This window comes from Paenibacillus sp. J22R98 (assembly GCF_059383835.1).
Window position 1 is genome coordinate 178454 of the sequence record NZ_JBXENW010000002.1, and the last position, 19814, is coordinate 198267.

At 54.1% G+C, this 19814-nt stretch carries 19 protein-coding genes; all 19 read left to right on the forward strand.

Features of this window, described 5'->3' with window-relative positions; translation table 11 throughout:
- Positions 1 to 105: 105 nt before the first annotated feature.
- The 19 genes from AC50Y3_RS06505 (at position 106) to AC50Y3_RS06595 (ending at position 19810) form a co-directional block, all read left to right on the forward strand.
- The gene (locus AC50Y3_RS06505) at positions 106 to 1146 is read left to right on the forward strand and encodes a glycoside hydrolase family 53 protein (protein ID WP_494818594.1); all 1041 of its coding nucleotides are present in this window, start codon (positions 106 to 108) and stop codon (positions 1144 to 1146) included.
- A gap of 196 nt (positions 1147 to 1342) precedes the next feature.
- Positions 1343 to 3103 carry a sensor histidine kinase gene (locus AC50Y3_RS06510; RefSeq protein ID WP_494817966.1) on the forward strand — a complete coding sequence of 587 codons (1761 nt, stop codon included), beginning with the start codon at positions 1343 to 1345 and terminating at the stop codon, positions 3101 to 3103.
- The gene (locus AC50Y3_RS06515) at positions 3096 to 4697 is read left to right on the forward strand and encodes a response regulator (protein ID WP_494817967.1); all 1602 of its coding nucleotides are present in this window, start codon (positions 3096 to 3098) and stop codon (positions 4695 to 4697) included. The genes AC50Y3_RS06510 and AC50Y3_RS06515 overlap by 8 nt, the downstream gene beginning before the upstream one ends.
- 144 nt (positions 4698 to 4841) lie before the next feature.
- Positions 4842 to 6581, forward strand: a complete 1740-nt coding sequence (locus AC50Y3_RS06520; protein WP_494817968.1) for a type 2 periplasmic-binding domain-containing protein — start codon at positions 4842 to 4844, stop codon at positions 6579 to 6581.
- An 801-nt stretch (positions 6582 to 7382) separates the two neighbouring features.
- Positions 7383 to 8282 carry an ABC transporter permease gene (locus tag AC50Y3_RS06525; RefSeq protein WP_494818595.1) on the forward strand — a complete coding sequence of 300 codons (900 nt, stop codon included), beginning with the start codon at positions 7383 to 7385 and terminating at the stop codon, positions 8280 to 8282.
- Between the two features lie 15 nt (positions 8283 to 8297).
- Positions 8298 to 9176 (forward strand): carbohydrate ABC transporter permease, encoded by an 879-nt coding sequence (locus tag AC50Y3_RS06530; RefSeq protein ID WP_494817969.1) that lies wholly within the window; start codon positions 8298 to 8300, stop codon positions 9174 to 9176.
- Positions 9177 to 9317: 141 nt separating this feature from the next.
- Positions 9318 to 9995: an ethanolamine utilization microcompartment protein EutL gene (eutL, locus tag AC50Y3_RS06535; RefSeq protein WP_494817970.1), complete on the forward strand. Its 678-nt coding sequence runs from the start codon at positions 9318 to 9320 to the stop codon at positions 9993 to 9995.
- Positions 9996 to 10015: 20 nt separating this feature from the next.
- Complete coding sequence (locus AC50Y3_RS06540) at positions 10016 to 10336, forward strand: BMC domain-containing protein (protein ID WP_494817971.1); 321 nt, start codon at positions 10016 to 10018, stop codon at positions 10334 to 10336.
- Positions 10333 to 11814, forward strand: coding sequence for an acetaldehyde dehydrogenase (acetylating) (locus tag AC50Y3_RS06545; protein WP_494817972.1), 1482 nt, complete (start codon positions 10333 to 10335; stop codon positions 11812 to 11814). Before AC50Y3_RS06540 ends, AC50Y3_RS06545 begins: the two co-directional genes overlap by 4 nt.
- Positions 11815 to 11849: 35 nt before the next feature.
- Positions 11850 to 12137, forward strand: coding sequence for a BMC domain-containing protein (locus AC50Y3_RS06550; protein WP_090981122.1), 288 nt, complete (start codon positions 11850 to 11852; stop codon positions 12135 to 12137).
- An 11-nt stretch (positions 12138 to 12148) separates the two neighbouring features.
- Positions 12149 to 12949 (forward strand): phosphate propanoyltransferase, encoded by an 801-nt coding sequence (locus tag AC50Y3_RS06555; RefSeq protein WP_494817973.1) that lies wholly within the window; start codon positions 12149 to 12151, stop codon positions 12947 to 12949.
- Between the two features lie 11 nt (positions 12950 to 12960).
- Positions 12961 to 13791: a hypothetical protein gene (locus AC50Y3_RS06560; protein WP_494818596.1), complete on the forward strand. Its 831-nt coding sequence runs from the start codon at positions 12961 to 12963 to the stop codon at positions 13789 to 13791.
- A gap of 7 nt (positions 13792 to 13798) precedes the next feature.
- Positions 13799 to 14092 carry a EutN/CcmL family microcompartment protein gene (locus AC50Y3_RS06565; RefSeq protein WP_494817974.1) on the forward strand — a complete coding sequence of 98 codons (294 nt, stop codon included), beginning with the start codon at positions 13799 to 13801 and terminating at the stop codon, positions 14090 to 14092.
- Complete coding sequence (locus tag AC50Y3_RS06570) at positions 14089 to 14439, forward strand: BMC domain-containing protein (protein ID WP_494817975.1); 351 nt, start codon at positions 14089 to 14091, stop codon at positions 14437 to 14439. The genes AC50Y3_RS06565 and AC50Y3_RS06570 overlap by 4 nt, the downstream gene beginning before the upstream one ends.
- 2 nt (positions 14440 to 14441) lie before the next feature.
- Positions 14442 to 14900 (forward strand): EutP/PduV family microcompartment system protein, encoded by a 459-nt coding sequence (locus AC50Y3_RS06575; protein WP_494818597.1) that lies wholly within the window; start codon positions 14442 to 14444, stop codon positions 14898 to 14900.
- 9 nt (positions 14901 to 14909) lie between these two features.
- Positions 14910 to 16370 (forward strand): sensor histidine kinase, encoded by a 1461-nt coding sequence (locus AC50Y3_RS06580; protein WP_494817976.1) that lies wholly within the window; start codon positions 14910 to 14912, stop codon positions 16368 to 16370.
- Positions 16345 to 16914, forward strand: a complete 570-nt coding sequence (locus AC50Y3_RS06585; protein WP_494817977.1) for an ANTAR domain-containing response regulator — start codon at positions 16345 to 16347, stop codon at positions 16912 to 16914. Before AC50Y3_RS06580 ends, AC50Y3_RS06585 begins: the two co-directional genes overlap by 26 nt.
- 12 nt (positions 16915 to 16926) lie before the next feature.
- Complete coding sequence (locus AC50Y3_RS06590) at positions 16927 to 18441, forward strand: ethanolamine ammonia-lyase reactivating factor EutA (protein ID WP_494817978.1); 1515 nt, start codon at positions 16927 to 16929, stop codon at positions 18439 to 18441.
- A gap of 4 nt (positions 18442 to 18445) precedes the next feature.
- Positions 18446 to 19810 carry an ethanolamine ammonia-lyase subunit EutB gene (locus tag AC50Y3_RS06595; protein WP_494817979.1) on the forward strand — a complete coding sequence of 455 codons (1365 nt, stop codon included), beginning with the start codon at positions 18446 to 18448 and terminating at the stop codon, positions 19808 to 19810.
- Positions 19811 to 19814 lie beyond the last annotated feature (4 nt).

Here is a 19814-nt window from a genome sequence, read left to right on the forward strand (position 1 = left end):
TGGTAATCTTTAAATAACATCCTATAAGCCGGCATGATTAAGCGCTTACAATAAATGTGGGGGCAGCAATGCCCTACACGCATCGCTTAAGGGGGATATGGGATGTTGAAGAAAGGCATTGGCGCATTGCTTGTCTTGGCACTATGTTTGTCGCTGTTATCGCTGCCGGCGGTGAAGCCTCAGGTGGCCGAAGCCGCACCGGCATTTGCCAAAGGAGCGGATATCAGCTGGGTACCGGGCATGGAGGCGCAAGGGAAGAAGTGGAAGGACAAGAACGGGGTCCAGCGGGATATCATTGATATTTTGAAGAATGATTATCAGATCAATTCCGTCCGCATCCGCGTATTCGTCAATCCATCCAGCGACTACGGCAACGGGTACATGAACAAGGACCGCGCAGCCGATCTGGCGCTGCGGGCCAAGAATGCCGGCATGAGCATCATGCTTACGCTTCACTACAGCGATTCATGGGCAGATCCCGGCAAGCAAACGAAGCCGGCCGCATGGAGCAGCTTAAGCTTCTCGCAGCTGACCAGCACCCTGTATTCCTACACCGTAGATGTGATGAACACGATGAAGAATAAAGGCGTCACGCCGGACTGGGTGCAGATCGGCAATGAAACCAATGACGGCATGCTCTGGAACGATGGCAAAGCATCTACGAATATGCAGAATTACGCTACGCTGGTTACGACGGGGAACAATGCCGTCAAATCGGTGAGCAGCACGACGAAGACGATCGTACATGTGTCTAACGGCCACGACAATTCGCTCTTCGTGTGGAACATCGGAGGTTTGATCAGTAAAGGCGCGACCTTCGATATTATCGGCATGTCGCTGTATCCGTCCACCACGGACTGGAGCACCAAGAACACGCAAACGCTGAGCAATGCGAACGATATGATTTCAAGGTACGGCAAACCGGTCATGATTTGCGAAATCGGCATGGCCTACAACTCGCCGTCAACCTCCAAGAGCTTCATTACCGATATCAAGACCAAGATTCGCGGCATCTCCGGGGGCAAAGGCTTAGGCGTCTTCTACTGGGAGCCTGAGGCGACACCTGGCTACAACGGGGGCTACAATCTTGGAGCTTGGCAGGCGGATATGAAGCCGACCATTGCATTGGAAGGTTTCTTGAATTAGGTTACTAGGCGAAGTTTAGCTAGGATCTGCTAGACTAGCAACTTAGCACAACAAGAGGATTCCCTCGGGCCAGAAACAGGCCTGAAGGGGAATCCTCTTCCCAGTTTGCCCGGAAGAAGCTTGGAGACAACCACGCCGCGCCTCCATTATAATGTTGAAGCATGTCATTACACCTAAGGCAAGGATGGGACGCGCAATGCCAAGGATTAATTTGTTCAGCAAAATCGTCATCACGCTGGCTGTTCTAATCGTGTTGATTGCAGGCCTCTATTTCTTATCCAATCAGACGAGCACGGATGTGCTGCGAAATGAGCTTAATAAGTCGAATACGAGCAAGCTCGACTTCTTCCAATCGCAGGTGGACGCGAATATGGACTCCGTCACGTTATGGCCGAATTTGCTCGTGCGCGATCCTGATATTTCCGAGCTGAGGGACATGGCTCCGATCGGGGAAGGTTCTCTAGACCTCGATATGATTAATTTAGTGAAACGAATTCAACAGAAGATAAGCACGCAGGAGAGCTCTATCAATTGGAAATGTTCGCTTTACATCTACTCGCCTCGACTTGGCCGCGTCATCACCGTTAACGATGTGCGCAGCTATGACGATGTAGCGCTCAAACAGCGGCTGCGGCAAGGCTGGCATGTGAGGAAGGATTCGCCTGACGCTACGAATAGCTACGAGTTTTCACTGTTAACCGTTACGCCTTATTATGCGATGAATCGACCTGAGGATGCCGATCTCATTATTGAAGTACGCTTCAACAGCAGCAATATCGTCGGCATGCTGGATGAATTCAACAGCGATGGCAGGCGCAACCCGTTCTTCTATAAGCAGGACGTAGGGACGATTTTCAACAACACGGCAGACCGAAGCGTCGCGCAGGAGCTGGTAGGCAAGCTGGAGCAGCAGCATCTGATGGATAGTAGCAACCAGACGATTGAACTGAAGGGCATCAAGTATTTGGTTAATACGAAGCAGTCGCCTGTGACGCAGTGGTACCTGGTCGACTATATCCCGTATAGCGACGTCATTGGCCCGATTCAGAAATCCAACAATCTGTTTTATGCGACGTTGTGCTCCCTGCTCATTATGGGCTGCGTGATAGCCTATCTCCTATATGCGCAAGTCCAAGTGCCGATGAAGAAGCTCATTCAGAGCTTCCAACGGCTCAAGCAGGAAGATTATTCGGTTCGGCTCGTGCCGAAAGGGAACAGCGAATTCAGCTATGTCTTCATGCGCTTCAACTCGATGGTGGCGCAGATCCAAGAGCTGTTCGGCACCGTTTATTTAGAGAAAATCCATGTGCGGGAAGCGCGGCTCAAGCAGCTGCAATCGCAAATCAACCCGCATTTCTTCTATAACTGCTTTTCGTTTATATCGAGCATGGCTAAATTGGAGAATTACAAAGCGATTGTAGCGATGTCTCAAAATCTATCGGCCTATTACCGCTATACCACGAGGCAGGAGCGAGGCGAAGTGAAGCTGGCCGAGGAGCTGGATTTTGTAACGAGCTATCTGGAAATCCAGCGGCTGCGCATGAACCGGCTGCATTTTGAGGTGGAGCTGCCCTCTTGGCTGCGCCATCTGGATATCCCGCCGCTGCTCATTCAGCCGCTGGTAGAGAATGCCGTCCTGCACGGCATCGAAGGCAGAGCAGGTGAAGGCATCATCAGACTTACCGCGAAGGAAGAGGACGGAGAAATCCAAATTCGGGTCGAGGACAACGGCAAAGGACTCGATGAAGCGGGGATCAAATCGCTCATGAATAAGCTTGATGAACCAATGGGCGAAGAAACAGGCTGCGGATTATGGAACGTCAATCAGCGATTGCAGCTGCGCTACGGAGAAGGAGCAGGCATGACCATTGCCAATGGAGAGCATGGCGGCCTCATTGTAACGCTGCACTGGCGTACTCCTCACAGTGACGGAAAGGAGATTAGCGGGCATGATTGAAATTTTGCTAGTGGACGATGAGTCCTACGTGACGGAAAGCTTGATGAAAACCATTCCTTGGGAAGCGCTGAACGTACGCGCAGTTTATACGGCCGCTTCTGCCATGGAAGCCATCGCCATTATGGAAAATCAGTCGATCGATATCCTCGTGACGGATATTCGGATGCCGGAAATGGACGGTCTCGCGCTGGTTCGGTTGGTCAGCGAGCGTTGGCCGGATATGAGGCGGATTCTGCTCACAGGGTATTCCGATTTCGAATATGCAAAGAAGGCGATTCAGCTGCAGGTTTCCGATTATATTCTGAAGCCTGTCGATGATGATGAATTTATGCGCAGCATATTAGGCGCTATTGAGTCGCTCAAGGATGAGTGGGAGGAAGCGGATCGTTACCACCGGCTGCTCTACGATATGAAGTCGGACCACTCCGTGCTCAAAGAAAACCTCATGAACGATCTGCTGCTCGGCAGGCAGCTGTCGAGTCAGACCATCGGCGATAAGCTGCGCCAGTATGCGCTTCCGATCCGTTTGGACGCTCCTTCGTTTTTGATGCTGATTCAGTTGGGGAGCCATTTTGCCGACTATGATCCGCAGTCGGTGCGGCTTATCGAATTCGCGGTCGGCAATATCGCCGAAGAAGTGCTGGGTTCATCGTTTAAGGTGTGGCCTAGCAAGGCGCCCCACGATTGCCTCGTTCTGCTAATCTCAGGCGAGATCAGGCCGATGCGGGCAGAGATGGAGAAGCTCGCCGGAGAGGTGGGCATGCAGGTGCGCACGCATCTCAAAGGCGACATCTCCATCGTCGTCAGCCCGTGGTTTGAATTTCCGGGCAAGCTGTCAGCCGCTTATCGCAGCGCGCTTGGCGCCTTGCTCCGGCATGGACGAACGAACGAAGCGGCGATTCTGTTTCAAGAGGATTACCCGGAGAACCGCTATTCGGTGAAATCGATAGAGGCGCTGTATAAGCCGCCAACGCTCATTCATCTGCTGGAGTCGAAGCAGTGGACGGCCGCTGAGGAGAAGATTGGCGAAGTGTTCGGCTACTTGGAAGCGGAGAAAGCGTTCATTACGACGGAGCATTTGTACGAAGTGTACCTCTGCATCACGAATGCCTATCTTTATCTCGTTCATAAGCAGGGGCTGCTGATCCACCAGATCGAAGGCTTGGAGTTCGATCTTATGCTGAACCAGAGCGTGCTGCAGACTCCGGAGCGGCTGCGCAAATGGGCGCTGCTTTCGCTGGAGAAGCTGAGGCAGGAGATGTCGGAGTCGGATCGTTACACGAAGAGCCATATGATTAAGCAGGTACAGGAGCTCGTTACGCAGGACATCGGACTGGATATTTCGGTTAAAACGATTGCCGATAAAGTGTATCTGCATCCGGTCTATCTCTCGAAGATTTATAAGAGCGAGACAGGGGAGAGCCTCGGCGATTTCATCATTCGCATCCGGATGGAGAAGGCGCTCTATCTGCTGAAGCATTCCAATAAGAAGATCTACGAGATTACCTCGGAGCTGGGCTATCAGAATCCGCAATATTTTAGCAAAATGTTCAAGAAGCACTACGGCATGACACCGAATGAATATCGCGACTAGCCGGCTCTAGATAGCTAAAGGCTTGGCCAGCAAGTCCGCAGAAGGTTGGCAAAGGTGCAGAAATCTTCGCTAAGTATCATAGGTTCCGCACCTATACTTCCCTATAATTAATCTTGTAAGACATAACCGCGTAGGGGGAAGAACATGACAACCACATGGAAAAAGGGGATTTTCACAGCGTCCGCGCTTATGCTGATTGCTTCCGGTTTGGCGGCTTGCTCCGGTAATAACGAGAACGGAAACAGCGGAAATGCAAACAAGAATGCGGCTTCCACGGAGCAGAGCAATGCGGCGAATAACACGGCGGCAAATACGACCGAAGAGGCGAAACCGGAGAGCGCTTATAAAGACAAATACGATCCGCCGGTTACCATCTCTACCGTATGGGGCGTTGACCCTGCGCTGAAATTTAAGAACGGTGAATCCATCGAGAACAACGTCTCTACCAAATGGGCACTAGATACGCTAGGCATCAAAATCGATTCGCTTTGGTCCGTAACCGATACGAATAATGCATTTGCAACGAAGCTCAGGCTCTCGATGTCTTCCGGTCAGGATCTGCCGGATGTTGTGACCGTCGGCGACTCTCAGCTGGCGCAGGACCTGATCGAAACCGGCGCGTTCCGCGATGTAGGCGAGCTATTCGACCAGTATGCGAATGAGAAATGGAAAACGGCGATGAGCCTTGATCCGAACGTCTGGAATCCATACATCCGCGATGGCAAGAAGATGGGGATTCCTGTTCTTGATTACGCATACAACCATGATTACCTGCTGTGGATCCGCCAGGACTGGCTGGATAAGCTGAACCTGCAAGCTCCGAAGACGCTCGATGATTTGGAGAAAATCATGGATGCGTTCAAGAATCAGAATCCGGACGGGCTGAAGCCGGATAAAGTGGTACCGTTGTCGATCGGCTTCAAGTCGACCATGAACACATGGATGGGCGATCCGTCTTGGATCTTCGGCGCATATGGCACGATCCCTGCGCAGTGGAATCAAGCGGCTGACGGCAGCCTGGAGTGGGGCTCCATTAACCCGGCTTCCAAGCAAGCGCTGGAGAAGCTGAAGCAATGGCGCGATAAAGGCTACATTCCGAGCGAGGCAGCAATTTGGGATGAGAACAAAACAGCGGAGCCTGCGGTTGCGGGAACGGCGGGGATCATTCCGGGACCTTACTGGATGAGCGGCTGGCCGCTGCTGGATACGGCGAAGAATGTACCCACTGCGGTATGGAAGCCGTATGCAATTCCTACCGGTCCGGATGGCAAAGCAGGCCGCCACGGCACGAACTTTACGAGCGGCGTAACGCTGATCAACAAAGACATGGAGCATCCGGAAGCGATTTTCACGTACCAGAATTACCTGTTCGATCACTTGGCTGATCCGCAAACGGGCAGCGATTGGGATCTTGGCGTATTCAAAGGGTATGACTATGATCTAGACGCAAGCGGCAACCCGCTGTACTTGGACAAAATCCCGGGCGGCGAAGTGAACATCAACCGTTACTGGCTTGTGAAGGACGGCGCACGTATTCCGGATGCCCAAATGAAAGCGCTCTTGAAGCTGGCCGACGGAAGCGAAGCGACGACGAAGCTGGAGAAAGAAGTGAAGAACAACTACGGGCCGGAAACGCCTGCTGCAGCGAAAGTGCTGTTGTCGCAGCCGGACATTTCGTTCAAGGACTTGTTCACGGGACCAGCAACGCAAACGATGCAATCCAAGCTGGACTACCTGAAGAAGATCGAGCTGCAAACCTTCAACGAAATCATCTACGGCAAGAAGGGCTTGGACAGCTTCGACCAATTCGTCGCCGATTGGAAATCCGCTGGCGGCGACAAAATGACGCAAGAAGTAAACGACTGGTACAAGAGCACCAAATAACCCGAATCCGGGGCAGCTGGGCAACCGGCTGCTCTTTTTTTAAAAGATTTAGGTGAATGCCGCCGCAATGCTGCTCGCATTGGCTAGCTTGCGCCAAAAGCTGCGACTGCGCGCTCTGCGGTGTCTTATCAAGTACCCGCATCTCGCACTGGCTGGCTTGCGCCGAAAGCTGCGTCCGCGGTGTCGCATTCCGGTTACCGTAATCCGCTGTATCTCGTGTGTCATGCGCCGCGCAAATCTAACGAATCCTGGAGGTCTTATTTGGTCGGAATTCCGGGCTTCGAGATTCTAACGAATCGTACGGGTCTTATTTCGGTAAAATGCCCTGTAATTAACCTGAAAACCGCCAAATAAGACCTCTACGGTTCGTTAGATTTTTTCAGAAGGTGTTTTTGGGCAAATAAGACCTCTACGGTTCGTTAGAGTTTGACGCATTCTGCAACACGCGATTTAGTGCCGCAACTTGGACGCTAAAGTCGCAACAAGCGTGTCGTACAGCAACTTGGACGCCGAAAGTCGCAACATGTATGCCATACAGCAACTCGGACGCCGATAGCCGCAACATGTATGCCATACAGCAACTTGGACGCCGAAAGTCGTAACATGCGTGTCGTACAGCAACTTGGACACCGGTAACCGCAACGCGCAACCTTCCCGCAACTCGCCTTTCGCATCCCGTTGCATGCCGCAACTTGCTTCCGTTAGCAATGCTCGCAGCTTCTGCTGCCACATGCATCCGGCGGCGGACGCCCGACTGCCCACGCACCCGTACAACTTAACAAACGCACTAGGAGGTACATGATGACTGGTTATCTCAAGAGAACATGGTACTTTCATGTGATGCTTCTGCCTGCCCTTGTGTTTCTCATCGTGTTCAATTACTTGCCGATGGGCGGCATCGTGATGGCATTTCAGGATTACAAGCCCTGGCTGCACATCAGCGGATCCGAGTGGATCGGGCTTGATAATTTCCGATCGCTGTTTGAGCGCGAGGATAGCTTGCAGGTCATCTGGAATACCTTTTTTATCGCCTTGCTCAAAATCATTTTCAACTTGGTCACGCCATTTACGTTTGCGATTCTGCTCAATGAAATACGCCAGCGGCACTTGAACCGCTCGGTGCAAACGTTAGTCTATCTGCCGCATTTCCTCTCGTGGGTTATTCTAGGGGGCATTCTCGTGGAATTTCTCTCCTCCGACGGAGGGTTCGTCAATCGCGTGCTGGGCGAGCTGGTTGGGATCAAGCCGATCTTCTTCCTCGGGGACGGCAATTGGTTCCGGTTCACAGTCATCGTGTCCGAGGTGTGGAAGGAATTCGGCTATGGCACGATCGTGTTCCTGGCTGCACTTGCCGGCATCAATCCTTCGCTCTATGAAGCTGCCGAAATGGACGGCGCGAGCCGCTGGAAGCAGACGCTGCATATTACGATTCCATCGCTTATACCCATTGCGATTGTGGTGGGCACGTTGTCGCTCGGCAATATACTGAATGCGGGTTTCGATCAGATTTTCAACCTTTACAACCCGCTGGTGCTGGATAAAGGCGATATTATCGATACCTTCGTGTTCCGTACCGCGATCCTTGATGGACAGTTCGGTTTTGCAACTGCGGTGGGGCTGTTCAAATCCGTCATCAGTATGATCCTGATTATTATTTCGTACCGGTTAGCCTTCAAATGGGCCAATTACCGGGTGTTCTAAGGAGGGGGCGAAGAGATGTATCACAAAACGGTGCCTTATCGCGTATTCAACATCTTCAATACCTGTCTCCTGGTTCTGTTGTCGCTCGCCTGCATTATCCCGCTCATTCATGTGTTCGCGATCTCATTCAGCGCGAAGTCGGCGGCCGACGGCAACTTGGTCGGCTTGTGGCCGGTCGATTTCTCAACGGTCGCGTATACGAAAACCATCGATAACCCGGTATTCCTTCACTCGCTATGGGTTTCGGTCAAGCGTACCGTCATCGGCACGATCGGTATTCTAGCTGTCGCTTGCCTGGCTGCCTATCCGCTGTCGAAGGAAACCTTGCAGTTTAAAGGCCGCTCGGTTTATGCGTGGCTGTTCGTGTTCACGATGATTTTCAACGGTGGGCTCGTGCCCTTCTATATCGTGATCCAGAAACTTCACCTCATGGATAATTTCTGGGTGCTGGTGCTGCCGGGCATCGTCAACGTATGGCTTATTATCTTGCTGATGAATTTCTTCCGCGGCGTGCCGAAGGAGTTGGAAGAGGCGGCGCTAATCGATGGCTCCGGCCATTTTGGCATCCTGTTTCGCATCTACCTGCCGGTCTCGCTGCCGGCCTTGGCTACGCTCGGGCTGTTCGCGATGGTGTGGCATTGGAATTCCTGGTTCGACGGGATTCTGTATATTAGCGACAAAGGGGAATATCCGCTCGCTTCTTACCTGCAGACAGTCATCGTGTCACGGGACATGAGTTCCATGAATTTCTCTAAGCAAGAGATGGATTTGTTGTCTCAGAAGACGATTAATGCGGCACAGATCTTCATCGGCGCGCTGCCGATACTCATTGTGTATCCGTTCTTGCAAAGGTTCTTCGTAAAAGGACTCGTCATGGGCTCGGTGAAGGAATAGGGCAGCAGTTGTAGGCATATCTTGATAACAAAAGCATAGTCAGTTAGGCAATGGAGCCTAGGCAGGAAGCGTGCGCGGAGCACGCTTTCATCCTAGGCTCTTTCTGTCTGCCGACGATTCCTCGGCAAGGAGGTGAGTGAGGTGATTCGGCAAGCGCAATCACAGCTGCAACGTCGACCTATATGTGCAATTCCGCTGTCCGTCAGGGTCATTCCGTATGTGGATGCCGGATTGGCTGCACAACTGGGCCTCAAGCCCGGCATTCGGAGCATCGGGCTCCTGACATCGACCATTGACGATGTTGGGTATACCGCAATTGATGAAGCTACGAAGAAAGCGGCAGTGGAGGTGGTCTATGCGAAGTCATTCTATGCCGGATCCTCACACTCGTCCGGACCGTTGTCGGGGGAATTTATCGGCATGATCGGTGGCGCCTCTCCGGCCGAAGTGACGAGCGGACTGGAAGCTGCGGTAGCGCTGATGCAAGGCGGAGCTTGTTTCTACGCCTTGAATGAGGAAGGGACACATGCCTATTACGCGCATGTTGTCTCCCGAACCGGCTCTTATCTGTCAGGCATTGCCAATATAGCGGAAGGCGAGCCGCTGGCTTATCTCATCGCGCCGCCGCTTGAAGCGGTATGCGGCTTGGATGCCGCGCTGAAGGCTGCGGATGTGAGGCTGTGCACCTTCTACGGACCGCCAACGGAAACGAACTTCGCCGGCGGTTTATTGACGGGCAGTCAATCCGCATGTATAGCTGCAGCCGAAGCCTTCGCCGAGGTGGTGGCAGAGATCGCCGGGAGACCCATCAAACTGTGAGAAAGCAAAGGTGAGCGGACATGAAACAGCCCTTGCAATCACTGGGGATGATTGAGACGTATGGACTTCCGGCGCTTATTGCAGCTGCGGATGCTGCAGCCAAGACGGCAGATGTGCGGGTGACGGCATACGAGAAAATCGATGCCGGTATCGTGACCCTCTACATTCTCGGAGATGTCGCTGCGGTGAAAGCAGCCGTGGATGCAGGCGGACAGGCAGCGCGGGCAGTCGGCAAGCTGCTTGGCGTTCATGTTATCGCAAGGCCGGATGCTGCAATCTCCCATTTCGTAGCATCGCTGCTGCCTCCGGATTTGGCGGGAGGAGGTGACAGCGAGGCATGAAGCTGGACGTGGATTTGCAAGCGATCCAGGAGGTGCGCGATTGTCTGCATCAAGCGAAGGCTGCGCAAAAGCAGTACGAGTCTATGACGCAGCTTCAAGTAGACCGCATCGTGGAGGCGATGGCTGCTGCTGCGGAGGAGCATGCGGAGCGGCTTGGCAGACTGGCGGTAGAGGAAACCGGATTCGGGAAAAGCGGGGATAAGAAAGCGAAGAATCTATTTGTGGCGCGCAATGTTTACGAGGCGATTAAGGATATGAAGACCGTCGGCCTCATCCGCAAGGATGAGGAGCGGAGCGTATGGGAAGTGGCGCAGCCTGTTGGCGTCGTAGCTGCTATCGTGCCATCGACCAACCCTACGTCAACGGTTCTCTTCAAAAGCATGATCGCGCTCAAAGCAAGGAATGCCGTCGTCATTTCCCCACACCCCGCCGCGCTGCGATGCTCGCAAGAGGCGGCGAGGCTGATGCGGCAGGCGGCGGAGCAGGCAGGCGCTCCGGCGGGATTGATTCAGTGCTTGTCATACCCATCGGTCGACGCGAGCATGGAGCTGATGAGGCATAAGCTGACGGACGTCATTCTCGCAACCGGCGGCTCGGCGATGGTGAAGGCTGCCTACAGTTCTGGCAAGCCTGCGTATGGTGTGGGCCCCGGCAATGTTCCTGTCTATGTTCATCACAGTGCGAATATCGAGCGCGCGGCCAGTCAGATTGTGCAGAGTAAGACGTTTGATTACGGCACAATCTGCGCCTCCGAACAAGCGATAGTAGTAGATCGGCAGGTGAAGTCGCAGCTGGTCGATGAGTTGAAACGGCAAGGAGCCTATGTGCTAAGCGAGCAGGAGAAGGAGAGAGTAGCAGACATCATCATGTCCGCAAACGGTAAAAGCTTGAATCCGAAGATCGTAGGCAAATCGCCGCAAGTGCTAGCCGACATGGCAGGGATCTCTGTCCCGCTGAGCGTAACCGTGCTGATTGCGGAAGAAACCAACGTCGGACCCGAATATCCGCTGTCGGTGGAGAAGCTGACGCCGATCTTGGCGCTGTATACGGTCGACGATTGGCAGGAAGGCCGCCGCCGCTGCACGGAGCTTCTTGAGCTGGGAGGACTCGGACATACGCTCGGCATCCACTGCGAGGATGAGCGTATTATTGAAGCATTCGGGCTCGAGCTTCCCGCCTCACGCATCATCGTGAACGCGGGGACGACCTTCGGCGGCATCGGTGCGACGACCGGCATTCAGCCATCGATGACGCTGGGCTGCGGATCGCTCGGGCATAACATTACGTCGGATAACATTGGGCCGCAGCATTTGATGAATGTAAAACGGGTGGCCTTCGGTATACGAGAGATGCCAACTTCGGAACCGGCTGGTATGACACAACTCGCCGAACAGGTTGCGGGCAGACTCGCTCGTGGCATTACCAGAGAGGAAGTATTAACGATCGTGAAGAGAGTGCTGTCCCAGATGAAGCTCTAATCAAGTCGGGTTCAAACAATAAGGAGGAATGAACAATGGCAGGCGAACTCACGGCCCTTGGCATGATCGAGACGAAAGGTTTGATCGGCTCGATTGAAGCAGCGGATGCAATGGTAAAGGCGGCAAACGTAAGACTGGTGGGCAAAGTCCATGTTGGAGGCGGATTGGTCACGGTTCTGGTTAGAGGCGATGTCGGTGCTGTGAAAGCGGCAACGGACGCAGGAGCAGCCGCCGCGGAGAAAGTCGGAGAGCTCGTATCGGTTCACGTTATTCCGCGTCCGCATTCCGATATCGAGTTTATTTTGCCGAAGCTTGAAGGCTGACCTCCCCCTCTATGAGACTCATTACCGAAGCGTCGCTGCGCGCTAGATTGGCCGGAGGACTCCCGAACCCTTATCCGGTTGAACAAGGAGACAAATTGACGCCGGCTGCTGTTGATTTCTTGAAGGATAGAGGGATTCAGCTGCTTGAGCAGTCGGATTCCTTAGAGGCTGCAGCTGATATGTCCGAGCGGAATCCTGCGTTGCAGCTGATCCCTGTAGGCGTGTCGGGCCGCCATCTACATCTCTCCCAGCAGCATCTCGAAGTCCTGTTCGGCACCGGGTATCAGCTGCAGGTACTTAGAGAGCTGTCACAGCCCAAGCAGTTCGCGGCGAAGGAGACCGTCACCATTGCCGGTCCGAAAGGTGCCATTCCCAATGTGCGAATTCTCGGGCCGACTCGAGCTGCGACACAGGTGGAGATATCCCGAACGGATGGCCACCAGCTGGGGCTTCAGCCGGAAGTCAGACTGTCCGGCGATATTACCGGAACAATCGGTGTAACGATAATTGGCCCATCGGGGGTCGTCATTCTTCAGGAAGGCTTGATCATCGCGAAGCGGCATGTTCATATGTCGGTTACGGAAGCGTTGAATTATGAGGTTGCACATGGCGATCGTATCATGCTGCAGACGGACTCGGAACGACCGCTTATTTTTCCGGATGTCGTCGTACGGGTGGATGAGCGATTTGCGCTTGAGCTGCACATCGATCGAGATGAGGCGAATGCTGCCGGGCTGGAAACAGGCGATAAAGTAAGGGTCATCGGGAAAAATGGCATCATTGTCGCAGGCGGTGATGGTGCGGGGAGGTGAGTCAGGTGGAGATGAAACAGCTGGTGGAATCGATTATCCGAGAGCTCGTCGGCACGATGCAGGCGCGAGCGGCCGAGCCGCCTCCTAAAGTGTTGTACCTATTCTGCGACAGTACGGCCCATGAAGCGTATCGGGATCATTTTATCATGCTGCAGAAGAACGGGATTCATTATGATCGGTTGTTTCTCGACGGAGTAACATCGGGATGGCTTGGCATGCATAAAGTAGAGTCAAGCGGGCTTGGCAGAACGATCGCTATTGACGAGTCCGCGCCGGCCCCGATTGAAATTCCAAACGACTATGCAGGTATCGTTATTCCGGAGATTGACTTAGGGGATGCCGGACGAGTTGCGCTTGGAATGAAGGGAACGGTGAGGTCGGAGATTATTTTCGCGGCGCTCGTGATGGGGAAATTTGTGGTGGTGGGGGAAGACGGTTCCGGGCTCTCGCGTTCTGATCGGCGCACGCTCAAGGAGCTGACCTTGCCGGTGCCGTACCAGAAGCTGTTCAGCTATTACAAGAGCGAGATGGCAATGTACGGCGTAGCGTTCGCTCCGGCAAAAGAGTTGGCGGAATGGGTGGTACAACGAGTAGGCCGAGCAGCCGCTAGTGAGAGGCACGAGCACGCCGAATCCGCCGAATCCACCGAGTCCGATGAACCGTTGCCCGAGCATCCCGAACGTTTCGATGGTAAATTCCTGTCCGCGGACTGGGTTAATCAGAGGACAAGGCATAAACGCATCACGGCCATTCTCGTGAAGAGAGGGACAATTCTATCGCCGCTCGCCAAAGATGTGCTGAGAGAGAAAGGCATCGCTGTCCAATTCCGGGAAGAAGGGTGAGCAGCCAATGTTCTACGGGAAAGTAATCGGAAGCGTTTGGGCGACCCAGAAGGAAGAAGGGATGGATAATCTGAAGCTCATGGTTGTTCAGCCTGTAGATTTCGCTGGCAGTTCGAAGGGCACGGCGGTGATAGCCGTTGATCGTATCGGGGCAGGGGTGGGCGAGCATGTGATTATATCTCGAGGGAGCCCGGCAAGAGCGCTGTTCGGCGGCCGCAATGTCCCGATCGACGCCATGGTTGTCGGCATTGTCGACAGCTTCGACGTTGTAACACCGCAAGATGGAGCGGAGGATGAATGATGGAGCCACAGTCACAGAAACAACGCGTCATCCAGGAATATGTGCCGGGCAAGCAGCTGACGCTGGCGCATGTCATTGCGAACCCCGATCCGATGCTGTACACGAAGCTCGGCATTGAAGAAGCGAGCGCCATCGGAATCCTGACGCTGACGCCAACGGAAACCGCCATCATCGCCGCAGATATCGCGACGAAGGCAGCCCATGTAAGCATTGGCTACTTGGACCGATTTACCGGGTCGCTGGTTATCGTCGGCGAAGTATCCGCTGTAAGTATGGCAATTGAAGCGGTGAATATTTTTCTGGCCGAGAAGCTTCAATTCACCATTGCGCCGTTAACGAGATCATGATGATGATGTCAGTCGCGAAGAAGATCATGATGATCGGCGCTATCGGCTCGGGCAAATCCACTTTGATTAAACGGCTGTTCGGCGAGCAGGACCCCGCACTGAAGACGCAGTCACTTGTCTATCGCGATTGGCTGATCGATACGCCGGGCGAGTACAGCGAGAACCCGCTTTTCTATCGCGCATTAATGGCTACCTCGTATGAGGCATGCGCGCTCGTGCTGGTTCAAGATGCGACGCGGCTGCGGAACTATTTTCCACCCGGATTCTCTGGCGGATTTCCTATCCCGGCGATCGGTGTCATCACGAAGATGGATGCCGAAGGTGCGGATGGCGATCGGGCAGTCAAGCTGCTGCGGCAGTCTCTTGGTATCGGAAATGAAATCTTCTTTACTTCCTCCCTGCAGCTGCAAGGGATCGAAGAGCTTCGCGTTAAGCTTCGTTCAATTGCATTTAAGGAGTGACGAGCGGTGATGGGTATGGTTAGGAAATTGTGCGGCAGCCATACAACGATGCCAATCGATGACATGGAAACGATTGAGGATTTGGCGCGCCACCTGCAGTGGATTGCCGATGCGTCCCAATCCGATGCTTTTATAGATTGCCCGCTCGCCGATGAGCGCACGGCGCTCGTCGTCGCGCAGGCGCATCCGACGACTGCGGCTTCGCTGTACAAGACCTCCGTTGTCGGTCAATTTGCCCATTTTCATAATGAGCCTGCCGTGATGTTCTGCCTCTTGTCAGGTAAACCGATGCTGGGCTCGCGCGGTACCTCGCAGGAAGGAATCGCCATGCAGCAGAACGTCGTACCGATCCGCTCCAAACGAGGCAGCGTCATTGGCGCGCTCATCCTGGAATCGGATATATCCAAACATGTCGAGCAAGAGCGGAATGTCGAGCGATTGCTGGAGTCGAATGAGCAGCTGGGCGAAACCTTGCTCTCGCTTGCCATGTCCGAAGGCGGGATGCAGTCCTTGATGCAAGAAGGGATTGTGCTTTTCGATGATCGGCACATCGTCACCTATACAAACGTTCAGGCGCATAAGCTGCTTCAGGAGATCGGCTATACCGGCTCAATTGAGGGCAGCTCAATTGGTGATTTGTTTGGCGGCGAGTTGAGCAGCGTCGCGATGCAGGAGCATACCGGCGTCTACCGCAGCGAATTCCAAACAAAGCATGTGGCGCTGGAGCTGAAAGCATTATCGCTGCAGCGAGATCATCGCATGGTAGGCGGTTTTATTCTAATTCGGGATTTGACGGAGCTGAAGGAGAAGGAGAAGCAGCTTCTCGTCAAGTCGGCCGTCATCAAGGAAATCCATCACCGGGTCAAAAATAATCTGCAAACGGTAGCGGGACTTCTGCGGCTGCAAATGCGAAGAACGAAACACGAGGAAATCCGGCATGTCTATCTGGACAGCATCAATCGGATCAACAGTATTGCCGTCATCCATGAGATGCTGGCTTTCGATGGGATGGAGACGATCCCATTCCATGATGTTGCCGCCCGAATCGTGAAGACGATCATTTCCTCTTCCGTTAAACCGGATCAACGGATAACGACGAATATTAGCGGAGATGAGCTGATTTTATCGGCAGAGCAGGCCATGACGCTGGGACTTGTATTGAACGAACTCGTGCAAAATTGCGTCAATCATGCTTTCGTCGAACGAAGCACAGGCGAAATTGAAGTTTCGTTGCAGTTCCTTGGTACGGCTGGACGAGTTCGGGTGTCGGATACAGGGGGAGGTATGCGTGGCAGTGGAACAGTTTCAGCGGAGAGGAAAGGGCATATCGGCCTCCAAATCTCCGAAACGCTGGTGATCGAAAATCTTGGCGGTACGCTAAACCTGTCTTCAAGCCCGCTTGGCACGCAGGTTGACATCACATTTCCGCTTAGGGGGATGAACGGTGAGCAGAACGATTGTCATTATTGACGATGATCCGATCATTCGGATGGATATTCGCGAGATGCTGGAGGAAGAGCACTATTCCGTTGTAGGCGAAGGGAAGACCGGACAAGAGGCGATTGAGCTTGCCGCGAAGCTAAAGCCCGATCTTGTCATCATGGATGTGAAGATGCCTGTGATGAACGGGATCAAGGCTTCGATGATTATTCGAAGCATGCAGCATTCTTCGGTGCTGCTGCTCACGGCGTACAGCCAGAAGGAGCTGGTGCAGCAGGCTCGCGACGCCGGTGTGATCGCCTATCTGGTTAAGCCGGTGTCAGAGGCGGATTTAATTCCGGCTGTTGAGATTGCGCTAAGTCAGAAGGCTGCGTTAGATGGGCTGAAGCAAGATATCCGGCAGCTTCAACGAACCTTAGAGGAGCGTAAGCTCATTGAGAAGGCAAAAGGAATCCTTATGAAGCGGCATGGACTGGATGAGCCTGCCGCCTATCAGCGCATCCAAGCCCACAGTATGACGGAGCGAATTCCGCTGCCGGAGCTGGCTGTACGCATTATCGAACGCGGCGGATAGGGGTGAGCCGCCATGGAGGATCAGTGGATTACGAGTGTCGGTATCGATATCGGAACGAGCACGACGAAGATGATCGTAAGCCGGCTGCGACTGAAGCGCACCTCGAGCTTGGTTTCGATCCCCCGCTATGAAATTGTGGAGCGGCAGCTGGTGTATGCAAGCCCCATGTATAGCACACCGCTGAGTGGAAGGGATCAGCTCGATGCGGACGGTGTCTGGGCGATGATTACGGCGGAGTATCAGCATGCAGGTATTCGTCCGACGGAGCTGAAGACAGGTGCCGTTATTATCACGGGTGAGACTGCGAATAAGAGGAACGCTCGCGAGATCGTTCAGCGGCTTGCGGAGCGTTCCGGCGACTTCGTTGTAGCGGCGGCCGGCGCGGATCTGGAAGGATTGCTAGCAGGCAGGGGAGCGGGCGCGGATCAGCGTTCCCTGCAAACCAAAGGCGCGGTGGCCAATCTGGATATTGGCGGCGGAACTGCGAATGTAGCGATCTTTCGGCGGGGGAGGCCAATCGGTACGGTAACGTTTCATGTCGGCGGCCGATTGATTGAGCTTGATACGATCGGGAGGGTTACGGCGGTATCTCCGACTATCCGGCCGTGGCTTACATCCAGAGGGTATGGGATCGAAAAGGGACAATCCTTCAGCTTCGAAGCCGTGGCGGAGATTTGCCAAGACATGAGCCGCAGCATGCTGGACTATTTGGCAGGTGGCGGTTCTGCGCATCTCGCGGATAATACCGCATCGCGGGTGCTCCTTCTTGGCGGCGGTGAGCTGGCGGATGGAAGTGGCCTGCCGCAGATTGAGGAATGGATGGTTTCAGGCGGCATCGGCCTGTTGATGGAGCTTCCGAAGCCGACAACGATCGCGGAGGTTGCCTCTTACGGCGACATCGGTCCTTTGCTTGCGCATGAGATCAAGGCTGCAATGGCCCATTACGATATCGCGCTGGGGAAGCCGACTCAGACTGTTCGAGCGACCGTCATCGGAGCAGGCATGCAAAGCACGGAGATAAGTGGGGCCACCATCTATCTCGATGCTTCGTCGACCCTGCCGATTCGGAACTTGCCGGTACATCGGCTTGATGAGTTGACTGATGATATCCTCGCGGATGAGGACGCGCTGATGGAGATGGTATCGACAGCGATGCGGGTATGCGCCGGCCTCTATGACAAAGGGGCTTCGATCCCTTTTGCGCTCGCTATGCGGGGGATGAAAGGAATCTCTTATGCTTCAGTGCAGCGTTTGGCTGCGGTGATCAGCCGCGTTTATTTGGAATACTTCGCTCAAGCAAAGGTGCTGGTCGTCGTATGCGAGCATGATATGGCACAAGCGCTCGGACAATCGCTCCGGAAGCGGCTGGAGAAACGGCTATCTCTTATTTGCATCGACCAAATTGCGGTGATGCATGGCGATTATATGGATCTGGGAGAACCTCTGCCTGGCATGATGCTCCCGGTTGTGATCAAAACACTTGTTTTCCAGTCTGAGTCTGAGCTTGGCCGCTCCGAGGAGGGATAGAAGGATGAAGCTGAAGACGAGTTTGTTCGGGCGAACGTTCCAATTCCGTGATTTGAAGTCCGTTATGGCAAAGGCCAATGAGGAGAAATCAGGGGATCAGCTGGCCGGAATCGCTGCGGAGGATGCCAAAGAGAGAATGGCCGCGAAGCTCGTACTCTCCGAGCTGACGCTTGGCGATATTCGCGATCATCCGCTCCTTGCTCCCGAGGAGGACGAGGTATCTCGGATTATTGAAGAAGCGGTTAACGAGCGGATCTATGCCGAGATTCGCAATTGGAGCATTAGCGAGCTGAGGGAATATCTGCTTCGGCAGGATACCGGCCAAGAGCAGCTCCGCCGCTTGAGCCGCGGCTTAACGAGCGAGATGATTGCCGCCGTCACGAAGGTGATGAGCAATCTGGACCTGATCCAAGCCGCGTCGAAGGCGGAGATTATTACGAGCTGCAACAGTACGATGGGTCAGCGTGGCGTTCTCGCAGGGCGTGCGCAGCCCAATCATCCCTCGGACAGTATTCAGGGCGTAAAAGCTTCCCTTTTCGAAGCGTTAAGTTATGGCATTGGGGACGCCGTCATTGGCGTGAACCCGGTCATTGATACGGCGGACAGCGTGAAGAGCCTGCTCGAAGCGACGAAAGAAGAGATGGTCAAGTGGAAGATTCCAACGCAAAACTGCGTCTTGGCCCATGTGAAAACGCAAATGCGCGCGATTCGCAGCGGTGCGCCGGCGGATCTGATGTTCCAGAGCCTCGCCGGCACGGAGAAAGGGAACAGCGCGTTCGGCATTAGCGCAGAGCTGCTCGATGAGGCGCATGAGCTGATTCATAGGCAGGGGACGGGAGCGGGACCGAACCTCTGGTATTTTGAAACCGGGCAAGGGTCGGAGCTCTCCAGCGAAGCTCATCATGGCATCGATCAGGTGACGCTGGAGGCCAGATGCTACGGGCTTGCTAGACGATATCGGCCCTTCATGATCAATACGGTCGTCGGGTTCATCGGCCCGGAATACCTCTACGATAGCAGGCAGGTTATTCGCGCTGGGCTGGAGGATCATTTTATGGGAAAGCTGCATGGGCTGCCGATGGGAGTCGACGTCTGTTATACGAATCATATGCGGGCGGATCAGAATGATATGGATAACTTGGCGGTGCTGCTCACGGCGGCCGGTGTGAATTTCATCATCGGTGTCGCGATGGCGGACGATTGCATGCTCAACTATCAATCGACCAGCTACCACGATATCGCTACCCTTCGGGAGACGCTTGGGCGAAGCCCGGCACCGGAGTTTGAGAAGTGGCTGGTCTCAATGGGACTGATGGAGAACGGCAGGCTGACGCCGCTGGCAGGCGACCCAAGCCTCTTCATGATTTGAGCGC

Excerpts from the sequence above, each read along its gene's own strand:
- AC50Y3_RS06510 (WP_494817966.1), top strand. The coding sequence starts at position 1,343 with ATGCCAAGGATTAATTTGTTCAGCAAAATCGTCATCACGCTGGCTGTT.
- AC50Y3_RS06515 (WP_494817967.1), top strand. The coding sequence starts at position 3,096 with ATGATTGAAATTTTGCTAGTGGACGATGAGTCCTACGTGACGGAAAGC.
- AC50Y3_RS06520 (WP_494817968.1), top strand. The coding sequence starts at position 4,842 with ATGACAACCACATGGAAAAAGGGGATTTTCACAGCGTCCGCGCTTATG.
- AC50Y3_RS06525 (WP_494818595.1), top strand. The coding sequence starts at position 7,383 with ATGACTGGTTATCTCAAGAGAACATGGTACTTTCATGTGATGCTTCTG.
- AC50Y3_RS06530 (WP_494817969.1), top strand. The coding sequence starts at position 8,298 with ATGTATCACAAAACGGTGCCTTATCGCGTATTCAACATCTTCAATACC.
- AC50Y3_RS06540 (WP_494817971.1), top strand. The coding sequence starts at position 10,016 with ATGAAACAGCCCTTGCAATCACTGGGGATGATTGAGACGTATGGACTT.
- AC50Y3_RS06545 (WP_494817972.1), top strand. The coding sequence starts at position 10,333 with ATGAAGCTGGACGTGGATTTGCAAGCGATCCAGGAGGTGCGCGATTGT.
- AC50Y3_RS06550 (WP_090981122.1), top strand. The coding sequence starts at position 11,850 with ATGGCAGGCGAACTCACGGCCCTTGGCATGATCGAGACGAAAGGTTTG.
- AC50Y3_RS06555 (WP_494817973.1), top strand. The coding sequence starts at position 12,149 with ATGAGACTCATTACCGAAGCGTCGCTGCGCGCTAGATTGGCCGGAGGA.
- AC50Y3_RS06560 (WP_494818596.1), top strand. The coding sequence starts at position 12,961 with ATGAAACAGCTGGTGGAATCGATTATCCGAGAGCTCGTCGGCACGATG.
- AC50Y3_RS06565 (WP_494817974.1), top strand. The coding sequence starts at position 13,799 with ATGTTCTACGGGAAAGTAATCGGAAGCGTTTGGGCGACCCAGAAGGAA.
- AC50Y3_RS06570 (WP_494817975.1), top strand. The coding sequence starts at position 14,089 with ATGATGGAGCCACAGTCACAGAAACAACGCGTCATCCAGGAATATGTG.
- AC50Y3_RS06575 (WP_494818597.1), top strand. The coding sequence starts at position 14,442 with ATGATGTCAGTCGCGAAGAAGATCATGATGATCGGCGCTATCGGCTCG.
- AC50Y3_RS06580 (WP_494817976.1), top strand. The coding sequence starts at position 14,910 with ATGGGTATGGTTAGGAAATTGTGCGGCAGCCATACAACGATGCCAATC.
- AC50Y3_RS06590 (WP_494817978.1), top strand. The coding sequence starts at position 16,927 with ATGGAGGATCAGTGGATTACGAGTGTCGGTATCGATATCGGAACGAGC.
- AC50Y3_RS06595 (WP_494817979.1), top strand. The coding sequence starts at position 18,446 with ATGAAGCTGAAGACGAGTTTGTTCGGGCGAACGTTCCAATTCCGTGAT.